This is a genomic window from Flavobacterium cryophilum (assembly GCF_048286555.1).
GTDB lineage: Bacteria > Bacteroidota > Bacteroidia > Flavobacteriales > Flavobacteriaceae > Flavobacterium.
On record NZ_JBLVPZ010000001.1, the window covers coordinates 124,653 to 148,861 of the forward strand.

The following is a 24,209-nucleotide window of genomic DNA, read 5'->3' on the forward strand; positions in this document are numbered from 1 at the left end:
CACCCTTTTTGCCCCAAATCTACCATAAACTTAACCTACTAATGTTATGGTGATACAAATTTATACTAGTACTTCGTTGCCACCAAATAAATTAGATAAACAACTTAGAAAACCGATTAAAAACTTATGGCCCCAGTTATTAGTACGCCCTAGCATCTTTTCCTTCATAGAAATTCATGAATGCTCTGTTCACTACTCGGTTACCTCCAGGAGTTGGATAGTCTCCGGTAAAATACCAATCTCCTAAATTTTTCGGACAAGCAATATGCAAATCTTCTACTGTTTGAAAAATAATTTTAACTTCGGCTTTAATCTCAGGAGAACTCAACATTTGTGCAATTTTATCAGAAACCTCTTGTGGTTGAAAAGGCGCATATATTGCTGTTACATAATTTACAACATCACTGTCCTTGAAGTTTTCTTGTGCTTTACACTTTACATATACTTCGTCAACAATATGATACAAGTTTCTTTCTTTTAGCAATTCTAAAGCAGCTTTAAACGCTACCAAACCTTCCAGTTTAGCCATATCAATACCGTAACAATCTGGATAGCGTATTTGTGGTGCCGATGACACTATAACAATTCGCTTTGGATTCAAACGATCCATCATTTTGATAATACTCATTTTTAAGGTTGTACCACGAACTATACTATCATCTATAATTACTAAATTATCTGTTGGTTTAATCACACCATACGTAACATCATAAACGTGCGCTACTAAATCGTCGCGACTGCTATCCTCTGTAATAAAAGTTCTTAATTTAGCATCTTTAATGGCTACTTTCTCAGTACGTATTTTTACTGAAAGCAATTCTTGCAACGATTCCTTTGTTAAGGTATTTCTATTTTGAAGAATGTAATTGTTCTTTCTTTGATTCAAGAAATCTTGCGCTGCTTCAACTAATCCGTAGAATGAAGTTTCGGCCGTATTTGGAATATAAGAGAAAACCGTATTATCCGTGTCTTCGTCTATGGATTTTAAAACAGCTGGTAAAATAAGCTTACCTAATGTTTTTCTTTCCTGATATATTTCGGCATCACTACCTCTGGAGAAATAAATTCGCTCAAAAGCACAGGCTTTTTTAACCGTTGGTGGAAGGATTTCCTGCATAGAAACCGTTCCGTTTTTCTTGATGATTAAGGCATTTCCAGGCTCAATTTCTTGAACTTTTTCAAAAGGAACATTAAAAACAGTTTGAATTACGGGTCTTTCCGAAGCTACTACAACTATCTCATCATCTTGATAAAAATAAGCGGGCCGAATTCCTGCCGGATCTCTAAATACAAATGAATCCCCATGACCTAGAAGCCCTGCCATAGCATACCCACCATCTAAATTTTTAGAAGCTCGGGTTAAAATCTTGGCAACATCCAGTTTTTCGGCAATTATTGGCGAAGCTTCTCGCTTTGTTAATCCATTAACTTTACATTCTTGGTATAGATCAGTTACGGCATCATCTAGAAAATGACCAATTTTTTCCATTACCGTAACCGTATCTGCCATTTCTTTTGGATGCTGACCAAGTTCAACTAAACTTTGAAAAAGCTCTTTAACATTCGTCATGTTAAAATTTCCAGCCAAAATTAAGTTTCTGTGCATCCAGTTATTCTGACGTAAAAATGGATGTACGCTCTCAATGCTATTTTTACCAAAAGTTCCATAACGAACGTGTCCTAAAAATAATTCTCCTAAATAAGGGATTTTTTGTTTTTGTAAAGCTACATCATCCGCATATTCGGGATGAGCAGTCATTTCCTCATTTATTCTTTCGTTTATTTGAGCAAAAACGTCTTGAATAGGTTGCGCATTATTCGAACGAACACGGCTGATGTAACGTTCTCCTGGCTCCACATCTAATTTTATGCTTGCAAAACCTGCTCCGTCTTGGCCGCGATTGTGCTGCTTTTCCATAAGAAGATACATTTTTTGTATTCCGTAGAAAGCAGTTCCGTATTTCTCTTTATAAAATTCAAGCGGTTTTAGTAGTCTAATTAAAGCTATACCACATTCATGTTTTAAAGCATCACTCATCGTAAGGTTGTTTGTATTGTTGTGTTGTGTTATTCTAAAAATAAATTGAACTGATATTATTGTTTACAAGAATCAAACCAGATGCAATTTGTTGCGTTTGTTTAACAAAAAAAACCTCGTTTCCGAGGTTTCAGTACATTATAATTCTATATCGAATTGTGTCAGTGATTTGAATTGTTGTAATCTGGACACAACCTCTTCTTTCTCTAAATTAACCATCCGTGCTGTTCCAAATTTCTCCACACTAAATGAGGCTAAATTAGACCCATATATAACGGCATTTTTCATGTTCTCAAAAGATATGTTTTCACTCTGTGTTATGAAACCTGCAAATCCGCCTGCAAAAGTGTCCCCTGCCCCTGTTGGATCATAAACCTCTTCTAATGGTAATGCTGGCGCAAAAAACACTTCCTTTTTATGAAACAAAAGTGCTCCATGCTCTCCTTTTTTTATCACCACGTATTTTGGCCCCATTTTTTGAATTTTTGCAGCTGCTTTTACCAAAGAATATTCTCCCGAAAGCTGTCTTGCTTCTTCATCATTAATAGTGATTACATCTATACGTTTTATAACGTCAAGCAATTCTGGTAAAGCACAATCCATCCAAAAATTCATAGTGTCTAACACTACTAATTTGGGTTTGTTTTCCATTTGATCTAAAACACTACTTTGTACTAATGGGTGTAAGTTTCCTAACATCACTACATCGGCACTTTTAAAGTTTTGAGGTACTTTTGGCTGAAAATCACCCAAAACATTAAGTTCAGTAACCAAGGTATCTCTTGAATTCAAATCATTGTGATAAAGACCGCTCCAAAAAAACGTTTTCCCGCCTTTTACCACTTCAATTCCCGAAATATCAATATTTCTTGCTGTTAATAAATCTAAATATTCTTGTGGAAAATCATCGCCAACTACAGAAACGATGGCAGATTGTAAATTAAAAAAAGAAGCCGAAAGTCCTATATAGGGTGCAGCTCCACCTAAAATTTTATCAGTTTTGCCAAAAGGGGTTTCAATGGCATCAAAAGCAACGCTTCCAACAATCAATAATTTATTCATTTATATAGGTTTCGAATTAAGGCGCAAAGATAGTTTATAAGTTGTAAAGTTGCAAAGAGTGTTAATTGTAAAGTTTTGCCAATTTATCACCTTGAAGTACATTGCATTACAACAACTTCCCTTCTTCTTTTTCGTAAAAAGCATCGACTGAAAGTTGCTTTTGCATCGAAGCCATCACGGCTAAGGCATCACATCTTTCGTTTTGAACATGATTGTTATGTCCTTTGATCCATTTAAAATCGACTTTGTGTTTTCTGTAAACAATTAAAAATCTTTTCCACAAGTCGGAATTTTTCCTGTCAACAAATCCTTTTTTTTCCCAGCCTAAAACCCATTTTTTTACGACTGAATCTACCACATACTTAGAATCAGAAATCACTAAAACTCTTGTGTTCAGGTTTTTTAATTTTTCCAAACCTACAATAACGCCCAGTAATTCCATTCTATTATTAGTAGTGCGACGAAAGCCTTCATAGAATTCTTTTTTATACGGTTTTCCTACCCATTCCATTACTACACCATAACCACCGTTTCCAGGATTTCCTTTGGCAGCGCCATCCGTATATATATGTACTTCGTGTTCCATTGTAGACTATCAGAATTAAATATTGTTAGCTTTTTTGCGATACTAGAGCAGCTTTTCTAACAATTTTTCAATTACCTCCGGGAAATATTTTTGTTCTAACTGATGTATCTTACCCGCAACTTCTTCTGGAGTTTCATCTCCCGATAAAGCTATCTTTTTTTGAAAAATAATATTTCCTTCATCATAATTTTCATCAACAAAATGAATGGTAATTCCAGTTTCTATTTCTTTATTCCCTACAATTGCTCGATGAATGTACATCCCGTACATTCCTTTTCCGCCATACTTTGGCAGCAATGCGGGATGAATATTTATGATCTTATTAGGATACGCTGCAATGATATTTTCGGGGAATTTTAATAAGAATCCTGCCAAAACAATCAAATCAGGTTGGAGTTCATTTATTTTATGTAGTACAAAACTCTCATTTAACTCTTCTTTTGAGAAAGATATTGTTGGAACTCCACAGTTTTTTGCCTTTTCAATCACTGCAGCACTTTGGTTATTTGTAAACACCGCTTCAACTGTTCCAATTTTTGTTTTCGCAAAATACTTTATGATATTTTCAGCATTCGTACCCGATCCAGAAGCAAAAACCACAATTTTTTTCATAACCTTACCTGTTTTAATTGCACAAAAAAAGGCATAAAAATCGAAAATAAATAACATTGCGACAGCTTTGTTAAAATAAATTTCATAAATTAGTTGTCACATTTATTAACTAAATAGTTATTTTAAAATAAAGTTTTTTATTTTTGCCAACAAATTAAATTCTAAAATTAAAGATTATGTCAGACATTGCATCAAGAGTAAAAGCGATTATCGTAGACAAATTAGGTGTTGACGAAAACGAAGTTGTAACAGAAGCAAGCTTCACTAATGATTTAGGCGCTGACTCATTAGACACTGTTGAGCTTATTATGGAATTCGAAAAAGAATTTGACATTCAAATTCCAGACGATCAAGCAGAAAACATCGCTACTGTAGGTCAAGCAATCTCTTACATCGAGGAAGCTAAAAAATAATAAAGTACACACCCGTTTGCAATCTTGTAAACGGGTGTTATTATTTTTTTTAAAAAATTAAATTCGAGATTGAATTTCAATCAAAAACTATATTTATTGTAATACCCATGGCTCTTTCGTAATAGTAATACAGCAAAGATAGCATGGGTTTTATTTGTTTAAAGATAACAAAAATAAAGAATTTATGATATTAAGACGAGTTGTTGTAACAGGTTTAGGCGCGCTTACACCCATTGGAAATAACATTGAAGAATATTGGAACGGACTAATTAACGGCGTTAGTGGCGCCGCTCCAATCACTTATTTCGACGCTTCAAAATTTAAAACTCAATTTGCATGTGAATTAAAAAATTTTAATGCAGAAGATTTTTTAGACAGAAAAGAGGCTAGAAAAATGGACCGCTATGCACAATATGCAATGGTTGCCTCTGATGAAGCTGTAAATGATGCTGGATTCAACATGGAAACATTAGACAAAGACAGAGCTGGTGTAATTTGGGGTTCAGGAATTGGTGGATTAGAGACCTTTCAAATCGAAATGTTGAATTTTGCTGCAGGGGATGGAACTCCTAAATTCAATCCTTTCTTTATTCCAAAAATGATTTCAGATATTGCCTGTGGTCATATTTCAATAAAATACGGATTTAGAGGACCAAATTTTGCTACAGTATCCGCCTGTGCATCTTCCACAAATGCAATCATTGATGCTTTTAATTATATCAGATTAGGTCACGCCGATGTTATGGTAACCGGAGGATCTGAGGCTGCAGTAACAATAGCCGGTATGGGAGGATTTAATGCCATGCATGCTTTATCAACGAGAAATGACGATCCTAAAACAGCTTCCAGACCAATGGACAAAGATCGTGACGGATTTATTTTAGGAGAAGGAGCCGGTGCTTTAATTCTAGAAGAATACGAACATGCTATTGCTCGAGGTGCAAAAATATATTGCGAAATTGGCGGTGGCGGTATGTCAGCAGATGCGCATCATATAACCGCTCCACATCCCGATGGATTAGGTGCTAAAAACGTAATGTTAAACTGTTTGAGAGACGCAGGATTAAACCCATCTGATGTCGACGGTGTAAACATGCACGGAACTTCAACGCCCCTTGGTGATATGGCCGAATCTAAAGCTATACTTCATGTTTTTGGCGAACATGCCTATAGCATGAATCTGAATTCAACAAAATCGATGACTGGTCATTTACTTGGCGCAGCAGGTGCTATTGAAACAATTTCTTCTATTCTTTCTATGAAATATGGAATTGTGCCACCAACAATAAATCATTTTACTAATGATGAAAGCATTGATTCTAAATTAAATTTTACTTTCAATAAAGCGCAGAAAAGAGAAATGAACGTTGTTATGAGTAATACTTTTGGTTTTGGCGGTCACAATGCTTGTGTATTGGTGAAAAAATTAGAAATTAAATAATTATATGCGTATAATCAGAAAAATATTTTCAAAATCCCGTTCTCCAGAAGACGGGATTTTTTTTGATTCTATTCAGAAAATATTGGGTTTTAATCCACTAAACTTAGATTATTACAAGAAAGCCTTCACACATCGTTCCTCAAATCGCCTCGACATATTAGGCAATCCAATTAATTACGAACGTTTAGAGTTTTTAGGTGACGCCATGCTTAGCTCTGTAATTGCAGCACATTTATTTAGCAAGGCACCCGCTGGAGACGAAGGTTATTTAACCAAAATGCGCTCCAAAATTGTAAGCAGAGAGCATTTGAACGAATTAGGGAAAGACCTAAATTTAGTACAATATATAGAAAGCAAAGTCCCGATACAACATTTTGGTGAAAACATACATGGCAATATTTTTGAATCTCTAGTAGGAGCAATTTATCTTGACAGAGGATATATATATTGTGAAAAGTTCATTCAGAAAAGAGTGATAGTCCCATACGTCGATATCGCAAGACTCGAAGGAAAAGTAATTAGTTATAAAAGTTTGGTAATAGAATGGTGCCAAAAAGAAAAGAAAATATTTCATTACGATATTTTTGAAGATAACGCAATTGATGGGCAACGTTTATTTGGCGTGAAACTTAGTATCGATGACAAAGTGATTGCAAAAGCACGGGCAACCTCAAAAAAGAAAGCAGAAGAAAAAGCATCCCAACGTGCTTATTTTGCATTTCAAGAAAAAATGGATCGCAAATAATAATGCTTTCCGGAAAACTACAACGTTTTCGTTCATAAATTAAGAAAAACATCTTATTTTGAGCACTCTAGACGTCAATAGAAATACTATATTTACACCTTATCTTTTCATGAAATGGCAATTCATAAATTGAATCTTGACGAATTTGACGAAATAGATTACTATCTCATCGCAATTCATACTTCATTAGAGGACTACAGATTGGCGTATTTCATCAATCAAAAGCTGCCTATAAATTTGAATAAAAGCAGAAATGAAATTCAAATTACTATCACAGAAGGAGAAACAAATTTTTCAAGATTTTATTATAATGATACCGAAAAAGATGTCTCTTGGAATTTGATTCAAAATAAAAATGAGGTCATTCAATATAAAAAAGGGAATACTCAAAATTTATTTTCGAACGTAACGATGGAAGTTTCCACAAAAGTTTTTTTACTTCCGGAATTTAGAAAAGTAGATTACTTTTTAAAAATAGAAAATAATGATGATACTATTAATGTATCAAAAATACAGATCCTATTAAATACCATCGATAACGTGTCAACAGTTTATATGGTAGATACAAATCGGATAAAATCAAAAAACAATTTAATTTTTTAATACAAATGCTTACAAACAAAAAAACAAAAATTGTAGCCACACTTGGGCCCGCATGTAGTACAAGAGAAATCATAAAAGACATGATTGATGCCGGTGTAAATGTATTTAGAGTAAATTTTTCACATGCTGACTACACTGATGTAAAAGAAAAAATTAATATCATACGAGGTCTTAATGAAGAATTTGGCTATACAACTGCAATCCTGGGCGATTTACAAGGACCTAAACTTCGTGTAGGAGTTATGGAGGAAGGTGTAGTGGTACATGATGGAGATTTAATAACATTTACAACTGCAGAAGACGTTCTTGGAACGGCAAAGAAAGTATTTATGAAATACCAAAACTTTCCTAATGATGTAAATCCTGGAGAAAGAATTTTGCTGGACGATGGAAAGCTTATTTTCGAAATCGTTGAAACTGATAAAAAAACAGAAGTTATCGCTCGAGTAATTCAAGGGGGTGAATTGAAATCTAAAAAAGGTGTAAATCTACCTAATACAAAAATTTCTTTACCAGCGATGACTGAAAAAGATATTGCTGATGCTATTTTTGCTATTGGACAAAACGTTGATTGGATTGCATTATCTTTTGTAAAAACGCCAAGAGACTTGCAAGATTTACAAGAATTAATTGCAGAACACTCTGACTATAAAATCCCAATTATTGCCAAAATAGAAATGCCAGAAGCATTAGAAAATATTGACAAAATTGTTGCTTATTGCGATGCACTTATGGTTGCTCGTGGAGATTTAGGAGTTGAACTTCCTGCACACGAAGTGCCTTTGGTTCAAAAAGAATTAATTCGCAGAGCTAAAACTGCAAGAATACCAGTAATTGTTGCCACTCAAATGATGGAAACGATGATCACTAGCTTGACGCCAACACGTGCCGAAGTTAATGATGTTGCCAATTCAGTTATGGATGGCGCAGATGCAGTAATGCTTTCTGGAGAAACAGCTACCGGAAACTATCCCGTTCAGGTAATTCAAAAAATGACTCAAATCATTGAAGCAGTGGAAGATTCGCCGCTAATTCATGTGCCACAAAACACGCCGCAAATTAAAACAAAACGTTTTATCACTAAAACAATTTGTCATCATGCAGCAACTATGGCTAACGTAATTAAAGCGAAAGCAATCTGTACTTTGACAAATAGTGGGTATACCGCTTTCCAAATTTCCGCTTGGAGACCTAATGCACATATTTTAGTATTTACATCGAATAAAAGAATCCTTACGCAACTTAATTTATTGTGGGGTGTAAAATCTTTCATGTATACTAAAGATGTAAGCACAGATGATACCGTAACGGACATAAACGAAATTGTAAAACAAAAAGGTTTTGTACAAAAAGGAGATTTTCTTATCAATTTAGCGGCAATGCCAATTAAAGATAAAGGAATGGTGAACACCTTGAGAGTATCAGAAATAGAATAGTTTAAAACTACGTAAATTCTTATCCGTCTTGTATCGTTTTAAAAAACGAAATAAGACGGATTTTTTATGCCTTAATCACAGCAATATGATTTTTACATGAAAAAAATTTAAGACTATTTAAACAATCTTCTGCAAAATAAAATTTATATTTGAGCAACAAATAACCCAACAATTATGAGTTTCAATTCTAAAAATCCATTTTTAAATAACAAAACTTTTTCCACTGCAGTTTCAAAAAATGACCACGTACATAATGCTACTATAATTGATTACAACGAGGCGATGACTTTGTCCGGGACCATCAATAAAAGCTTAATTTTATTTTTGCTTCTTAGCGCATCTGCAACTGTAATCTGGTGGTTGACTTTTAACGGAATGAACCCATTGGTTCCCGCAATTGGTGGTGCTGTTGTTGGATTGGTTTTAGTACTTATCGCTGCTTTCAAACCACAATATTCTCCCTACTTAGCTCCTGGATATGCGTTGTTTGAAGGATTATTTATTGGTGGAATTTCAGCAATATTTGAAGCGATGTATCCTGGAATCGTAATTCAAGCAGTAGGTGCAACTTTTGTAACTTTTATGGTATGTCTGGGATTGTATAAATATAAAATTGTAAAAGTAACAGAGCAATTTAAATCAGTTGTTGTGGCAGCGACACTTGCTATTGCAACTTATTATCTCGTATCATGGGTTTTTTCTATGTTTACGAGTTTTGTTCCCGTACATTATGGAAACTCCATGATGAGCATTGGAATTAGTGTTTTTGTCATTGTAATTGCCGCTTTAAATCTGTTTTTAGATTTTGACCGAATAGAAAAAGGAGCCGAACAAAAAATGCCAAAATACATGGAATGGTATGGTGCAATGGGGCTAATGATTACGTTGGTTTGGTTGTATATCGAATTTTTAAGATTACTCTCTAAATTGAACAGTAAAAATTAAAACTATCATGAAAATTTTATAAAGAGACAATTTTTCCAACTTAAAGAAGTTTGCTCTTTTATGCAGCTTTCTCAAAAGCTATATAGTGACTTAACTTTCCTTTGCGATTAAAAATTGGAAACCCTTTTATCAAACAGACATAGACATCACCATTTTTTTTATAATTCATAACTGTTTTTTCAAAAGGTTGCTGTAGCGATATAGCAGTTCGAATTTCATTTGAAATAGCCAAATCAGTAGACTTGCCTTGAAAAATTTTAGGGTTTTTACCCAAAACTTCCGACTCCACATAACCATTCATTTTTATCATATTATACGATGCAAAAACAATATTTAATTTAGTGTCGGTCAAAATTATTACCTCTTCCCTCAGCCGCGTTTTCAAATCCCAGTTATTATGAATCCATTTACTTTGGGACGCGAGCACGCCTAACTTGTTTACATCCACAAAGATATTTTTAATTAAACCTAAAAAATCATTGTGAAAATTCCAAGATGTAACAGGAACCGTTTTTACATTTAAACTACTGTGATACTTCGCAATAGCCTCGTCATATTGTCTAAAATTATTCATGTCGTTTTCTATTAAGAAATCAAATATAATTTTATTTACAAGAAAAAGACACTATTTTACAGACTTTAACCATTGTTGAAGTACTACATAAATTCATCAAAACTCAAATTTTAACTGGACGACAACAAACTTTTTCTCATCAGTGTTTAAATTGCCAAGGGAAATCCCAAGCAATCTAACGGAATCTTTCATGCGTTCTTGATACAAGAGGTCCTTTACTACTTCAAGAATCAATCCTTTATCTGAAACAAAATAAGGCAATGTTTTGCTTCGTGTTTGTTGTGTAAAGTCACTGTATTTTATTTTTAAAGTGATTGTTTTACCAGCTACATTATGTCTTTTTAATCTTTTTTCCAATGAATCGGCGATGATCTGTAGTTTTTCAATCATGAAAATTTCTGACGAAAGATTGACATCAAAAGTATGTTCGGCGGCAACTGATTTTGTAATTCGATTTGATTTTACTTCGCTGTTGTGAATTCCCCTTCCAACATTGTAATAAAAATTTCCTGATTTCCCAAAATGTTTTTCCAAGAACTCCAGTGTTTTGCTTTTCAGCTCCAGTCCGGTGAAAATTCCCAGTTGGTACATTTTTTCGGTCGTTACTTTTCCAACACCATGGAATTTCCGAATGGGCAATACTTCCAAGAACGAAATAACGTCCTCCGGATTAACTGTTTTTTGACCATTAGGCTTGTTGAAATCACTGGCAATTTTAGCCACAAACTTATTCATTGATATTCCAGCAGAAGCCGTTAAACCCACTTCGTTGAAAATACGTTGTCGTATTTCCTGTGCCAATAATGTGGCGCTTGGGTTTCCTTTTTTATTAATAGTAACGTCTAAATAAGCTTCATCAAGTGACAATGGCTCAACTAAATCAGTATATTCATAAAAAATCTTATGAATTTTATTCGAAATTTCTTTGTACCGATCAAAACGCGGCCGGACAAAAATAAGTTCCGGACAATTTTTTCTGGCCATAACACCGCTAATAGCACTTCGGACTCCAAATTTTCTGGCTTCATAACTTGCGGCAGCAACAACACCTCGGTTTTCTGAGCCTCCAACAGCAATAGGCTTCCCACGCAATTCTGGATTATCCATTTGCTCCACTGAAGCATAGAAAGCGTCCATGTCAACGTGTATGATTTTTCTATAGGGAATTAGTTCCTGCATCTAACTGACTGAATATCCAATTCTATTTTCGAATGATTTCGTAACACTAAAAACTATTTTTGATCTTCCACTTGCAAATAGTTTTCAACAACTTGCGATTTACTTTTCTTTTCTGTTGGAAAAAAGAAGCTAATGGGTCTCGACTTAAAATGATTCCAAATTGAAACAGTAACAAATCGCAATTCAAATAATGAGATCGCCCTTGAACGAAACGCCAGTCCCAGTGAAAGACCGAAACTCACCATAAAGTTAATCGCTCCTATAACACCAATTCCAAAAATTCCCCAAAATAACATAGAGTCGCTTACTTGATAATTTGCTCCATATAAACCTAAAGCAAGATTACCACTTACAAAAGTGATGTGTCTAATATCGAGATTCAACCCTAAAAACAACCCTATCGAAGCCGTACTTCCCATAAAAACACCAAACCAAAAATTAGAAATAATTCCAGCTCCTCTTTTTTCATACAGTTTGGCTAATTTTAACGTGCGTGCTTTCCCTAAGCTTCTTTTCAACATGGGGTGTTCCGTTATCCGGAAAAAAACTTGATTGTGTTTATCTCTATTGGCAACACTTCCTGAGATAATCCCAGATAAAAACAGAAAAAATCCTGCTATCGCCGCATGAAAAATCGCTAGGGAATGAATTGGACTAATGTCTATAAGTAAACCTTCCCATTTAGTAGCCGCAATATTGTAGTGTGCTGTATAATCTATAAGCCAAATTCCAAGTAATGAAACCGGAAAAGCCATGATTACATTCCCCACAAAAGCGATAAACTGTGAACGAAATACGCGCGCAAAAAGGATAGCAAAAGCGGTATACTTTTCAGCATCTTTTCCTTTTTTTATTACGCCTTCCTCCAATGCTTTTATTAAAGCGGAAGCTGTCATCGCCGGTTGTTTTGTAGCGAGCGTAAAACCTAAAAGATAGATCGCGATAAATCCAAAAGCATAATTCATACTGTATAGAAAAGCGTGTCCAAAAAAACTGGTATCTGCATTAGAAAGAAAAACTTTAATGACGCATAAAATACCAACTATGAATCCTCCGCCTAAAGCAGTTCTAAACATTTTGAAATACTCTTTTCGGCTCTCAGTAATATAATGTTCTCCCGTTTTAGCCGTATGTTGTGTTATTTCATAAGAAATTAATTGGGTACTTTCACCAATAAATTTCCGTACATTATTCTTGTAGCAATTGTATTTAATTAAGTGCAACGCCAATGTAATTCCGTTAATTTTTTTATTGTTCCCTTTTTCTATAGTCAATAACGAAATTAAAAATTTTAGCCGTACTAACTGCTGGCTAATTTTTAATAAATTCTGATTTACCCGGAGTGAAATTCCATATTTAGAACTGTTGTGAAATGCTTTTTCCACAAAGTCCTCACACTGCTTGTGTAAAACTAATAATTGCGCATAGGACAAATCGTCGGGTTGAACGATGTGGCTTTCAGAATTTCTAATTCGGTCTTCAATCAGGAATAATTCCTTTTCAAAAGCCGTGAAAGGACTTTCATAATCATCAAATTCCGGCACCATTTTCATAACATCAGTTTCCAAGGCACGGCCACTTATTCGTTGCGTAATTAAATCCATGGCAACTACAATTTCCGATAAAGCTGAATTAGGCTCAACACTTTCATAAATTGATTTAAATTGTAAAATCCCGTATAATTCCTCTAATTGACTGGACGGGATTTTATTAACCCAAATTGTGTCACTGGCCAAGTAGAAGACTTGATTCAATATATATTCTAAAGTGTTTTTTTGAGGCTGATAAGGTAATAACTTAGCAAAAATTCTTTTTTTGACCTCAAAAATAAAATCTACATCTTGGAGAATAGCTGCATCAGAAAGTATTTTATTGAATTTTTTATCTTTTACTATTTCTTTAAAATATGCTGCGAATTGTTGTCTGCAAGAATCATTTTCATTAAAAAACGATATAATGTCATGCAAATCTACCGTTTCTAAATTTTTAATTTTCAACGGTCTAATCAGCCGAATCAGTTCGATTAAAGGCTCTAAGGCATCATCTGTTTCACGCCACAACTGACTTTCTCCAAAAAACTTAAGTAGGAGTGTTGCTGGTGTTAGTTTAGATTTCACTTTAAAAATTGGCATATTCAGAATTTATTCAGATTTTTTTGTAAAAATACAAATCGCTGCATCAACTTCCATTAACTTCTTCATAAAATAACTAATAGACAAGGTACAAATAGCGATCTAAACCTATAACATCGTACAAATGTACATTCACTACAAAACTAATTTATTGTACAATAAGAGCGCTGTGCATAAATCTAATGCCTGAACAAAAGATATTAAAACGCAAAAAATAGAAATATTTGATACCTTTGATTTTCTGGATTAGCCCAGATAGAAGTGAAAATCATCGAATGAAAAAAATTATTTTTTCTTTTTAAAAAGAGCGACCCAAGAAGCTCCTGTTTTAAAAATAGAAAAAAAGTTTTATGATTGAGATATTGAAACGGATAGCTGGAAAGAGCTCTTAATACTTAGACAACCGAAAAATGATTGAAATAGAAAGAAAATTTTTAGTGACAGACGACTCGTTTAAGAAAGAAGCTTTCATGCAGAATCGTATTGCCCAGGGCTATTTGAGTTCAGTCCCAGAACGTACGGTGCGAGTACGCATCAAAGGCAACAAAGGATATTTGACCATAAAAGGAATTTCAAATGACTCCGGTATGTCGCGTTTTGAATGGGAAAAAGAAATTCCTGTTGCCGAAGCACAAGATTTATTATTATTGTGCGAAAAAGGTGTTATTGAAAAAACACGTTTTGAAATAAAACTAGGAAATCATGTTTTTGAGGTTGATGAATTTTATGGTGAAAATCAAGGGTTATGTGTGGCTGAAATTGAGCTCGATTCTGAAATGGAACCTTTTGATAAACCAAATTGGCTGGGTGAAGAAGTGACAAACATTAGCCGATATTACAATGCCTACTTAAGCAGCAATCCCTATAAAAACTGGTAATTTAATTATTTAATATTGCTATTGTCACTTGCATCCCTCCACTTCTTTTATTAGAAGCAATATCCATAAATGCGCGTTTCGAAAGATCAATTTCTCTAGATTTAACAAATGGTCCTCTATCGGTAATTTCTACAATTACGGACTTACCATTTTTCTCATTAGTCACTTTTACTTTAGTACCAAAAGGAAGCTTTTTGTGGGCAGCTGTATATTTGTTATTGTCAAATTTACTACCGCTTGTAGTCCGTCTTCCATTAAATTTATCTGCATAATAGGATGCATGCGCCTCCTTTTTATAAATTTTAAATTTTCCCTCTGCAGTACTTACAGAATCTCTTTTGTATTCTTGCAATTCAATTGCTGTTTTACTTTTCTTAATCGAATCTTTTTGTAATGCTGCTTTTTGTTTTTCGGAGATTGAACTTTGACTGTTCACTAAGCTAATAATTGCAAGTAAAAAAAATAATGTTATTGATTTTTTCATAAATATTGTAATAGTTAAATCTATTTTACAAAAACCATACCTAGATAAAAAAAGCTCTATTTCTAGAGCTTTTTTTGATTTTTAAAACCAGATTTTCCATGGAATCCTGCTTAAAATAAGCACTAATCCTAAACCATAAAAAATAGCAAATGTTTTGAATTTTGCTTCACTTGCTATTAATTTTTTATGTTTTGACCATCCTATAGTGATTAACACGATTGCAATAATATTTATTAAAGGATGCTCTAAGGCCAATAATCTGCTTTCAGTTGTCATTCCACCCATTCCAACTGCTTTTATCATATTAAGTCCATGAGGGGACACGAAATATAATATTATCCCCACTAGTAGTTGCGTATGGATTGCTATTAGTGCAAATAATGCAATTTTCCTGTCTATTGAAGTAAATTCTTTTTTGGAAAACATCCCAATTAAGGAATTAACAACTGCAACTACTAATACTAAAAGTGCTAAATAAGCCCAACCGGAATGGAATTTTTGAATAAAATCGTACATAAATATTGTTTTTGTTTTAACAAATATAAGAAAAAAAGGTATAAAAAAACCCTCATTTCAATTGAAATGAGGGTTGCTCTATTTTAAATTAAACTAGTTGAACGTATAACGAACACCAGTCTGCATTTGCCATCTTGATGAGTTCAAACCTACATCATCAACTTGATTGATGTTGTTTGCCACAGCAGGATTGAAGCTAAAAGTAGGAGTTGTTCCATTAGCTAAGAATCCAACTTGTTGAAGTAATTGTACTTGGTCAAAACTTGTAAAATATCTTTTTCCCCAATTTTTGTTCAAAAGGTTTGTGAAATTAAAAATATCAGCAGTAAATTCAAGCGTATGTTTCTTTTTACCAACATTAATAGTAAACTCTTGAGCGAATTTTAAATCGACAACATGACTTGTTTTTAAACGGTCACCATTACGCTCAGCATAACCCCCTTTTCTTCCTCTTAAATACTCATTACTTTCTATAAAAGTACTTAAAGCATCCCATTGCTGTTGTGGCGTTAATGTATTAGAAGACGTAGAAACCAGTCTAATCTCACTTTGTGCAGCAGGAACATAAATTAATGCTGAATTAGAGAATGTATCTTGTAATAGACGACCAGAATCATTATAAACATAACTGATTGGAGTTCCTTGAGCACCTTCGTAAAATACACCGATTCTAGATTTAGTGAATTTATTCCATTTGAATGTTGCATTACCATTTGAAATAATTCTTCTTCCTTGATCAAAATCAGATCTAGAAAGTGCTAAATAATTTGCACCATTCACCGTTTCAGTATTATTCCATTGTGAACTGTTTTGAGAAGAAGTAGCATCAAGTAATACAGTAGATTTACCGTAAGAGTAAGTTCCAGAGATGTTAGCATCAATGAAATCAGATCTGAAGTTTTTAGTCAATGTAAAAGCAAGGTTATAAGCGGTACCTTCATCTGTATTTGAAGCAAGATATACCCCTAAATAAGAAGGATCTACTCTGCTGTTTCCATTGTAACGTGGTCTTGTATCAGCTCCTGTCAATGTAGTTGAAGCAGCTTTGATATTCAAATTTTCATAAGTGATTGCACTAATGTTATCATTGTAAGTGATTTCAGATGTCAAAACGAAACCTAATGGTAATTTTTGATCCACTGCAAAACTTGCTTTAAAGATTTGAGGTAGTTTGAAATTTTTTGCAAACAAATCAACATTTCCACCTGTACGTCCTGAACCAGGACGGGGATATGATGCTGGAAGCGGTGCAATTTGACTAGCAACACTTGGATTTGGGTTGAATATAGGCATTCCTACAGGGCTTGTAATAGAAATAGCACCTTGCGATACACCATTATTATTGTAAGTTCCACCTGGCCATACTAAAGGCAATCTAGAAGTAAATATACCTAATCCACCTCTAAACTGAGTAGATTTTTTCCCGTTAAGATCGTAATTGAAACCAAAGCGTGGCGCAAAGTGTGCATAATTTGCAATTCCTTGACCTACTCTCGCTCCTTTTAAATCTTTACCAGCATTTTGTAACAAAGCGATTGTTCTGTTATTAAAATCATCATTTCTTAATCCATCTTCCCATACAGGAATATCTACTCTAACACCGTAAGAAACTCTAAGACTACTATTAAGTTTCATGTCATTTTGTATGTAGAAGCCAAATTGTTTAGTTCCAAATTCAGCTGCTCCTTGAGAATCATCTCCTTCACCACCAATTAAGGAATAGTTTAATTGAAATCTATTAGGTTTTTGGTCATTTAAGAAATTATCTAAAGAAGCATATCTATAAGATCCAAAATTATTCCCAAAGAAAACATTTCTAGAAGATGAAAATTCATTGTGAGTACCAATTGTTATTTTATTCATTCCTGCATTAATTTCAAAATTATCTGAAATTGTCAATGTTTTTTGACTTAAGAAATTTGCAGTTGAAAAACCTTCTGCTCCAAAGAAAATACTTTGATTAGCACCGTCAAAAATCTGAACAGATGGAAATGGATCTCCAGCTGCATCTCTATCATCGATTACACTAGTATACGCAACAACTAAATTATTTGAAAATTTGTTCCCAAATCTTGAATTTAATTCTAAAGCCGTTGAATTTGTGGTAGAATTGAATAATTGGCTACCATTAATGAAACTAATAGCAGTTGCAGAAGATCTGCCTGGCGAAAAATTCTCCGCTTTCACATAACTGTGTTTCAAAGATAATTTATGATTATCATTAATATTCCAGTCAATTTTACCAATTAATTTATCACTTACAAGCGTTCTGACATTATTATCAAAAGAACCTGGGTCATAACCATAACTAGTAAGCTTAGTTCTTAATTCTCCCAATCTACTCCCAGATAATCCTGTATAAGTTGATAAATCGAAGGGCTGTGGAGTTTCATTGTCTTGGCGCTCATAATTCACAAAATAAAATAATTTATTTTCAACAAGAGCTCCTCCAGCACGAACACCATAAGTCTGAGCAGAAAAATCAGCTAATTTTTTTCTTCCATTTGTTCCCGCTAATGAAGGAGGTGTTTTTGCTGCTAAAGATTCATCTCTATTAAAGAAATAAGCCGAACCTTCAAAATTATTAGTTCCTGAACGAGTAATTGCACTAATAGCTCCACCAGCAAAACCAGATAGTTTTACATCGTAAGGAGCAACACTTACTTGAAATTGCTCAATTGCATCTATAGAGATAGGACTTACTCCTGTTTGGCCTCCATTAGTTCCATTTGCAGCTAATCCAAAAACGTCATTACTTACAGCTCCATCAATGTAAATTGCATTGAATCTGTTGTTTTGACCTCCAATAGACAATACATCATCTCCTCTTAATTGAGCCTGAGGCGTTAGTCTGGCAAAATCTGAAATGTTTCTAGATAAAGAAGGTAATGCTTTGATTTTATCTGAATTAATTACTGTTTGAGCGCCAGTTCTTTGTGAATTAAAAGTATTATCTCTTGAAGTTCTAACTACCACTTCTTGTAGTTCATTTGATTCTTCTTGCAAAACAACTTTAAAATCCTTAGTTTCACCTAATTGAAGATAAACATCAGTCCCTTCAAAAGTTTTAAATCCAACGAAAGTGATTAAAATTTGGTATGGACCTCCAACTCTCATGTTCGATATTCTAAAGTTTCCGTTACCATCTGTCGACGCAGTGTATCGCGTGCCTGATGGTGTGTGAGTTGCAAGAATTGAAGCCCCTGGTAAGGTTTGAGAGTCCTTATCATAAACATTACCACTAATAGAAGAGGTAGTGTTACCCTGAGCATAAACTTCAGAGTTAGCAAACATTAGTACAACTAGAATTAAAAATAATTTTAATAATTTTTTCATATTGTTTAGTTTATTAATATTTGGCAAAAATATAACATTTTTGTTTTAAAAAGTTAACACAACGTTAAGAATATCATCTTTTGATGTTGGGTTTTTAACGTAAAATAATTTTAGGGTTTTTGTTGTTGAAAAACATTGTTTTCATCTAATATTTTGATTATTTTATTATCTTTTAACAAATAAAATGAAATAAATTTAATGCCAAAACAGAGGTGTTTTTAAAACAATAATAAAACAAAGTGTCATATAAACAAAAAGCCCTGATTTTACCTAAATCAGGGCTTTAAACTTCTTATACCTGGAAAAATACGAGGATTTTAAATACTTAGAATATTTTGTGACATTGTAAAAACTACCATCACTAATTATTTTATTTATTCATCAAAAAATGATTCAATAAAAAGGTTGTAGAACTGTCATGGTTCTTAACTGTTTTTGTATTGATTTCTTCTAAAATAGAATTAGCTAATTGTTTTCCTAGCTCTACGCCCCATTGATCAAAACTAAAAATATTCCAGATAACTCCTTGTACAAAAATCTTATGTTCATACAAAGCGATCAAAGAACCTAAAGTTTTAGGCGTTAACTTTTGGATTAAAATAGTGTTTGTGGGCTTATTGCCAGTAAAAACTTTAAACGGTAAAAGAGACTTCGCTTTCTCTTCTGAAACACCCTGTTTATCAAATTCAGCCTGAACTTCCTCTCCAGATTTCCCGTTCATTAATGCTTCTGTTTGAGCAAAAAAGTTAGACATTAGCTTATCATGATGGTCATTATTTCCATATAAAGGAGAAACAAAGCCAATAAAATCTACAGGAATTAATTTCGTTCCTTGGTGAATTAACTGAAAAAAAGCATGCTGTGCATTGGTTCCCGGCTCTCCCCAAATAATAGTTCCTGTTTGATAGTTTACCGGTTTGCCATCACGACCAACACGTTTGCCATTACTTTCCATCGTGCCTTGTTGCAAATAAGGAGCTAACTTTTGTAAATATTGTGTATAAGGAATTAAAGCTTCACTTTCGGCACCAAAAAAATTGTTGTACCACACACTTAACAATGCCAATATTACGGGCATATTTTTGTCAAAATCAGCAGTTTTGAAATGTTCGTCCATTTCGTTTGCTCCTTGCAGCAATTCATCAAAATTATCGTACCCAACGGCTAAACTTATCGTAAGACCTACGGCACTCCACATCGAGAATCGTCCACCAACCCAATCCCACATAGGAAATACATTGTCTGGATTTATTCCAAATGCTGATACTTTTTGGATATTGGTAGAAACCGCAACAAAATGCTTGGCCACATCTTTTTGAGTAGCGGATTCCAAAAACCATTTTCTGATTGTTTCAGAGTTAGTTAATGTTTCTTGTGTTGTAAATGTTTTAGAAACTATTACAAAGAGCGTCGTTTCTGGATTTAGTTTCTTAATGATTTCGTTGACATGATCGCCGTCTATGTTCGAAACAAAATGAACGTTTAAATGATTTTTATAAAATTGCAAAGCCTCAACAGCCATAACAGGACCTAAATCAGAACCTCCGATACCTATATTGACAATATCCGTGAAAGTTTTTCCCGTATAACCAGTTCTTGTGCCCGAAGTGACTTCATTAGTAAAAGCTTTAATTTTACTTTTTACCTCATAAATTTCAGAAATCACATTACTTCCATCAACATTTATTATTGCTGATTCTTTGGCGCGCAATGCGGTGTGAAGTACTGCCCTATTTTCGGTTTGATTAATTATTGCACCATTAAAATAATCAGCAATAGCGCTTTTAAGTCCAACTTCATCTGCTAGTTCTACTAACAACTGAAGTGTTTCTTGATTGATAATATTTTTCGAATAATCAATTAAAAAATCATTCCATTTCAAATTGAATTTTTTTGTTCTGGATGCATCCAATTGAGATAATTCCTGGATCGACGCTTTTTGCATTTCGTTGTAATGCTTTTCAAGTTTTTTCCAAGCACTTGTTTCTGTTGGGTTTGTCGTATTTAAAGCCATTTATAGGTAGTTTGTAGTATTATTTTAATTTGGTAAAAATACTAAAATTAGTTTTAATGCTAAATGAGTTTTCATTTATATAACAATTTCTCAGCAAAAACAATGAATAATGACCTTCCTATAATCACATTACGTATTTCTATTTTTCCACAGAATAATTATTTTCAACAAATTTTCAGCTGCTGCATTATAAGTTAGCAACACTATCCAATTGAAATTTCAAAGGCGTTATCTCTTTAATATATCGCTCTTTATTTTTTCCGCTCATCGGTTCACCGCTAGGCAATTTTAGTCTCAGTGCATCCACTTGCCTGCCGTTTTTCCAAAATCGATAACAAACATGCGGCCCCGTTGCTAAACCTGTGCTTCCTACTAAACCGATAACCTGTCCCTGACTGACGCGTTGCCCTCGTCTTACGAGTATTTTAGACATGTGCAAATATTGTGTCGAGTAGGTGCCGTTGTGCTTTACTTTTACAAAATTCCCGTTTCCGGCAGTAAAACCACTTTGCTCCACAACCCCGCTTGCCGTTGTGGTTATAGGTGTACCGCGTGGTGCCGCATAATCTGTCCCTTTATGTGCTTTCCATCTGTGCTGAACCGGATGAAATCTACTGTTTGAAAATCGTGACGAAATTCTACTGAATTTTATTGGAGACTTAAGAAAGAAATTTTTTAGTGTTTTCCCTTCTTCATTATAATATTGTATTTTATCTGAATTGGGATTCTGCGCAAAAGGAAATGCATAAATAATTTTTCCTCCATATTCAAAAAAGGAAGCTTCAAGTTCTTCCACACCATCATAAACGGTATCATTTATAAATCGCTCTGTAAAAGTTATCGCAAAACGATCTCCTTTTTTGAGCTTCATAAAATCAATTGAATAGGCGTAAATTTTAGCTATTTTACTTGCTAGAGCCCCTTCAATCTTGGCATTGCCTAAAGTTTCCGACAATGATTCTTTTAAAACTCCACCAATGGTACGCCGTCTGATCGTAATGGGTTTGGTTTTTTTATAGACAACTACTGCTGTGTCCCGCATATCAATCACGTAATAACTTAGCGCATCCGGTTGATAAATAAAAACCTCTAACTTATGTTTCTTATCTTTGGACCTTAATAAAGTAAAAGGTCTGTTGATTCTTATACTCCTTACATCAAAAGAATCTCTCACTTTGGCAACAATTTCAAATACTTTTCGATCCCCGATATTCTGATCTTGAATAATCGTTCCAAAAGTGTCGCCTCTTTCTACAGTATCATTAACGATATTAAAATTAGCAAGAACAAATCCAAATTCGCTCTTTTTAGCAATACGTTTCACTACTTTTTCCGGTACTATTTCCTCTTTTTTATTACATGATCCTAAAGTAAATAGCGCAATTATAATTATAAATATTTGTTTCAAACCCTGTTTTTTTATTCAATCTACATTTCTACTCCCCAATTTTCTAATTCATGGCTACTCCATAATTCCGGAAAAAAGATCCTTCGTTGGTATTTTGGATGCATGTATTTTTTCCAGTCACTTCCACCAGTCGCTTCACCATCACCTTTACCGCTCTGATCTATATATTTTTTTGCTGTATTCAAGTGCTGCATCACCCAAGTAATATTTACCGTATGATCATAATGACGCATCGCTACTATTAACTCTGGATTTTTTTGATCTAAATCTGGAAGTTGTTTGAATTTTTGCCAAATATTTATGGTATTATATTCTTCCATATGATTTAAAAACAACTTTTTATATTTTCTTTCAAATTCCTCCAGTAAAAAAGATTTTTGACCTGTATGATAATCTTTTCCGGCTGCTTGCCAATACAAATGCTCAAATGCAAATGCATACGGCGTATTCCTATCTATTGAATCTTTATAACGGTGATCGATAAGATTTATTAGGTCTGTGGACGAAAATTCTATTAAACGATATTGCGCGCTTTGAAAGCCACTTGCAGGCGTTAACGTATTTCTAAATTTCATGTATTGATCTACTTCCATTCCATCTCCCATTATGCTGAAAGAAGTGGTGAGCATGTCAAAATAGCGACTAATTCTCATTAATCTTTCGGTAAAAAAATCAGTTTGAATGTTTTTACAATAAGAAATTTGTTGCATTTCCCAAAGTATCATCTTGAATATCAATTCATTAACCTGATGATACATAATAAAAACCATTTCATCCGGAAGAGTTGTTCTTTGAACTTGAAGATTTAACAATGCATCAGTTTGGATATAGTCCCAATACGTAATTGGTTTTGACCATAATAATCCTTCCAGTTGTGTTTCCGTTTTTTGATTTATTGCTTGGTATTTAATTTCAATCTCTTTTAAAATCGCTTCTGAACCATCAATACTATTCATTATTTATTTGTTTTAAAAGGATTTTTTAATCCTCTATATGCCTCTATATCTGCTTTTATTGATCCTACTGCCAAACTGGCTTTTATTCTAATTGGCAACTTATTATCGTCATCTGAAATCCAAACTGTAAGACTTTCTTGTTCTTTAAAAACACGTCCTGATTGCACCAAAGGTCTGAAAACCATTGTTGATACTATTCCAAATTTAGTTGTAATATTTTCAAGACCTATAAACTTCAGTTTAAACTTGGTCGTTTCATCATCAAAAAACATATCAATTGCAACGGACTCTCCTATTTTCAACATATCAATTCCAGGATAATTTCTTAGATAGTAGAAGGTAGACAAAATGTCTTGTGTGTTTTTAGGAACGTAAAGTGTTTTCTCTGTTTTATGCTTGTAATCTTTGACAAGCACTTTATTTGTAGACTGATTAAAAAAGCCTTCTTGGTTTTTTGTATAGCCGCCCTCATTGATTTTTCGGACAAACTGATATGGATTTCCGCTGTCTTTATCAATATAGCTTTCGTATAAATCGTCGACTTTAAAGAAAAACCGAGACATTCCGGTAGTATATCCTTTACCTACAACATGAAATGTTTTTTTGTTGTTTATGGTTGCGTCTTTTACTTCCAATGTGGCGTAACCTGCATTTACAATTCCATAATGAATTCGAAATTTAAACCACTCGCCCACGTCATAGGCATCCTCTTTTGGAGAATCAAAACTTACGGTCATTATTACTACAAGGAATAGTATTATTTTTTTCATAATTACTTTATTCGTCAATTAATAACACTACTAGCAAATTTTGTTCCAAATATATTAAAACAAAAAAACTCAGTCAAATAA

The 24,209-nt window shown here is 33.7% G+C and carries 21 protein-coding genes; 7 read left to right on the forward strand and 14 right to left on the reverse strand.

Annotation, left to right across the window (positions count from 1 at the left end):
• Positions 1 to 139: 139 nt before the first annotated feature.
• The 4 genes from ACNQGJ_RS00605 to purN all read right to left on the reverse strand — a co-directional run bounded on the left by ACNQGJ_RS00605 (position 140) and on the right by purN (position 4,298).
• On the reverse strand, positions 140 to 2,038 hold the full coding sequence (locus ACNQGJ_RS00605) for an amidophosphoribosyltransferase (protein WP_417971114.1): 1,899 nt from the start codon (positions 2,036 to 2,038) through the stop codon (positions 140 to 142).
• 138 nt (positions 2,039 to 2,176) lie between these two features.
• Positions 2,177 to 3,100, reverse strand: coding sequence for a PfkB family carbohydrate kinase (locus ACNQGJ_RS00610; RefSeq protein ID WP_417971112.1), 924 nt, complete (start codon positions 3,098 to 3,100; stop codon positions 2,177 to 2,179).
• Between the two features lie 106 nt (positions 3,101 to 3,206).
• On the reverse strand, positions 3,207 to 3,686 hold the full coding sequence (locus ACNQGJ_RS00615) for a ribonuclease HI (protein ID WP_417971110.1): 480 nt from the start codon (positions 3,684 to 3,686) through the stop codon (positions 3,207 to 3,209).
• A gap of 42 nt (positions 3,687 to 3,728) precedes the next feature.
• The gene (purN, locus tag ACNQGJ_RS00620) at positions 3,729 to 4,298 is read right to left on the reverse strand and encodes a phosphoribosylglycinamide formyltransferase (protein WP_417971108.1); all 570 of its coding nucleotides are present in this window, start codon (positions 4,296 to 4,298) and stop codon (positions 3,729 to 3,731) included.
• Between the two features lie 176 nt (positions 4,299 to 4,474).
• Between purN and ACNQGJ_RS00625 the strand changes: the two genes are divergently transcribed.
• The 6 genes from ACNQGJ_RS00625 (at position 4,475) to ACNQGJ_RS00650 (ending at position 9,881) form a co-directional block, all read left to right on the forward strand.
• On the forward strand, positions 4,475 to 4,711 hold the full coding sequence (locus ACNQGJ_RS00625; protein ID WP_007137004.1) for an acyl carrier protein: 237 nt from the start codon (positions 4,475 to 4,477) through the stop codon (positions 4,709 to 4,711).
• Between the two features lie 184 nt (positions 4,712 to 4,895).
• Complete coding sequence (gene fabF, locus ACNQGJ_RS00630) at positions 4,896 to 6,152, forward strand: beta-ketoacyl-ACP synthase II (RefSeq protein WP_417971106.1); 1,257 nt, start codon at positions 4,896 to 4,898, stop codon at positions 6,150 to 6,152.
• A 4-nt stretch (positions 6,153 to 6,156) separates the two neighbouring features.
• Positions 6,157 to 6,897, forward strand: a complete 741-nt coding sequence (locus tag ACNQGJ_RS00635; RefSeq protein ID WP_417971104.1) for a ribonuclease III family protein — start codon at positions 6,157 to 6,159, stop codon at positions 6,895 to 6,897.
• 114 nt (positions 6,898 to 7,011) lie between these two features.
• A complete protein-coding gene (locus ACNQGJ_RS00640; RefSeq protein ID WP_417971102.1) occupies positions 7,012 to 7,500 on the forward strand; it encodes an IPExxxVDY family protein in 489 nt (162 codons plus the stop codon).
• 5 nt (positions 7,501 to 7,505) lie between these two features.
• A complete protein-coding gene (pyk, locus tag ACNQGJ_RS00645; RefSeq protein ID WP_417971100.1) occupies positions 7,506 to 8,936 on the forward strand; it encodes a pyruvate kinase in 1,431 nt (476 codons plus the stop codon).
• A 174-nt stretch (positions 8,937 to 9,110) separates the two neighbouring features.
• Complete coding sequence (locus tag ACNQGJ_RS00650; RefSeq protein WP_417971098.1) at positions 9,111 to 9,881, forward strand: Bax inhibitor-1/YccA family protein; 771 nt, start codon at positions 9,111 to 9,113, stop codon at positions 9,879 to 9,881.
• A gap of 58 nt (positions 9,882 to 9,939) precedes the next feature.
• Here the strand turns inward: ACNQGJ_RS00650 and ACNQGJ_RS00655 are convergent, their stop codons facing one another.
• The 3 genes from ACNQGJ_RS00655 to ACNQGJ_RS00665 form a co-directional block, all read right to left on the reverse strand.
• Positions 9,940 to 10,455: a PAS domain-containing protein gene (locus ACNQGJ_RS00655; protein WP_417971096.1), complete on the reverse strand. Its 516-nt coding sequence runs from the start codon at positions 10,453 to 10,455 to the stop codon at positions 9,940 to 9,942.
• A gap of 96 nt (positions 10,456 to 10,551) precedes the next feature.
• A complete protein-coding gene (dinB, locus tag ACNQGJ_RS00660; RefSeq protein WP_417971094.1) occupies positions 10,552 to 11,634 on the reverse strand; it encodes a DNA polymerase IV in 1,083 nt (360 codons plus the stop codon).
• A 53-nt stretch (positions 11,635 to 11,687) separates the two neighbouring features.
• Positions 11,688 to 13,751, reverse strand: a complete 2,064-nt coding sequence (locus tag ACNQGJ_RS00665) for a recombinase (RefSeq protein ID WP_417971092.1) — start codon at positions 13,749 to 13,751, stop codon at positions 11,688 to 11,690.
• Positions 13,752 to 14,176: 425 nt separating this feature from the next.
• Here ACNQGJ_RS00665 and ACNQGJ_RS00670 point away from each other — a divergent pair, with 425 nt between their 5' ends.
• Positions 14,177 to 14,644: a CYTH domain-containing protein gene (locus tag ACNQGJ_RS00670; protein ID WP_417971090.1), complete on the forward strand. Its 468-nt coding sequence runs from the start codon at positions 14,177 to 14,179 to the stop codon at positions 14,642 to 14,644.
• 1 nt (position 14,645) lies between these two features.
• Here ACNQGJ_RS00670 and ACNQGJ_RS00675 read toward each other — a convergent pair whose 3' ends face one another.
• The 7 genes from ACNQGJ_RS00675 to ACNQGJ_RS00705 all read right to left on the reverse strand — a co-directional run bounded on the left by ACNQGJ_RS00675 (position 14,646) and on the right by ACNQGJ_RS00705 (position 24,128).
• On the reverse strand, positions 14,646 to 15,128 hold the full coding sequence (locus tag ACNQGJ_RS00675) for a septal ring lytic transglycosylase RlpA family protein (RefSeq protein ID WP_417971088.1): 483 nt from the start codon (positions 15,126 to 15,128) through the stop codon (positions 14,646 to 14,648).
• Between the two features lie 81 nt (positions 15,129 to 15,209).
• Positions 15,210 to 15,644, reverse strand: a complete 435-nt coding sequence (locus ACNQGJ_RS00680; protein ID WP_417971086.1) for a hypothetical protein — start codon at positions 15,642 to 15,644, stop codon at positions 15,210 to 15,212.
• Positions 15,645 to 15,737: 93 nt separating this feature from the next.
• On the reverse strand, positions 15,738 to 18,980 hold the full coding sequence (locus ACNQGJ_RS00685) for a TonB-dependent receptor (protein WP_417971084.1): 3,243 nt from the start codon (positions 18,978 to 18,980) through the stop codon (positions 15,738 to 15,740).
• 370 nt (positions 18,981 to 19,350) lie between these two features.
• Positions 19,351 to 20,994: a glucose-6-phosphate isomerase gene (gene pgi, locus ACNQGJ_RS00690; RefSeq protein WP_417971082.1), complete on the reverse strand. Its 1,644-nt coding sequence runs from the start codon at positions 20,992 to 20,994 to the stop codon at positions 19,351 to 19,353.
• Positions 20,995 to 21,181: 187 nt separating this feature from the next.
• Complete coding sequence (locus ACNQGJ_RS00695; protein WP_417971080.1) at positions 21,182 to 22,402, reverse strand: peptidoglycan DD-metalloendopeptidase family protein; 1,221 nt, start codon at positions 22,400 to 22,402, stop codon at positions 21,182 to 21,184.
• A gap of 20 nt (positions 22,403 to 22,422) precedes the next feature.
• A complete protein-coding gene (locus tag ACNQGJ_RS00700; RefSeq protein WP_417971078.1) occupies positions 22,423 to 23,358 on the reverse strand; it encodes a tryptophan 2,3-dioxygenase family protein in 936 nt (311 codons plus the stop codon).
• Positions 23,358 to 24,128, reverse strand: a complete 771-nt coding sequence (locus ACNQGJ_RS00705; RefSeq protein ID WP_417971076.1) for a DUF3108 domain-containing protein — start codon at positions 24,126 to 24,128, stop codon at positions 23,358 to 23,360. Before ACNQGJ_RS00705 ends, ACNQGJ_RS00700 begins: the two co-directional genes overlap by 1 nt.
• Between the last annotated feature and the right edge of the window lie 81 nt (positions 24,129 to 24,209).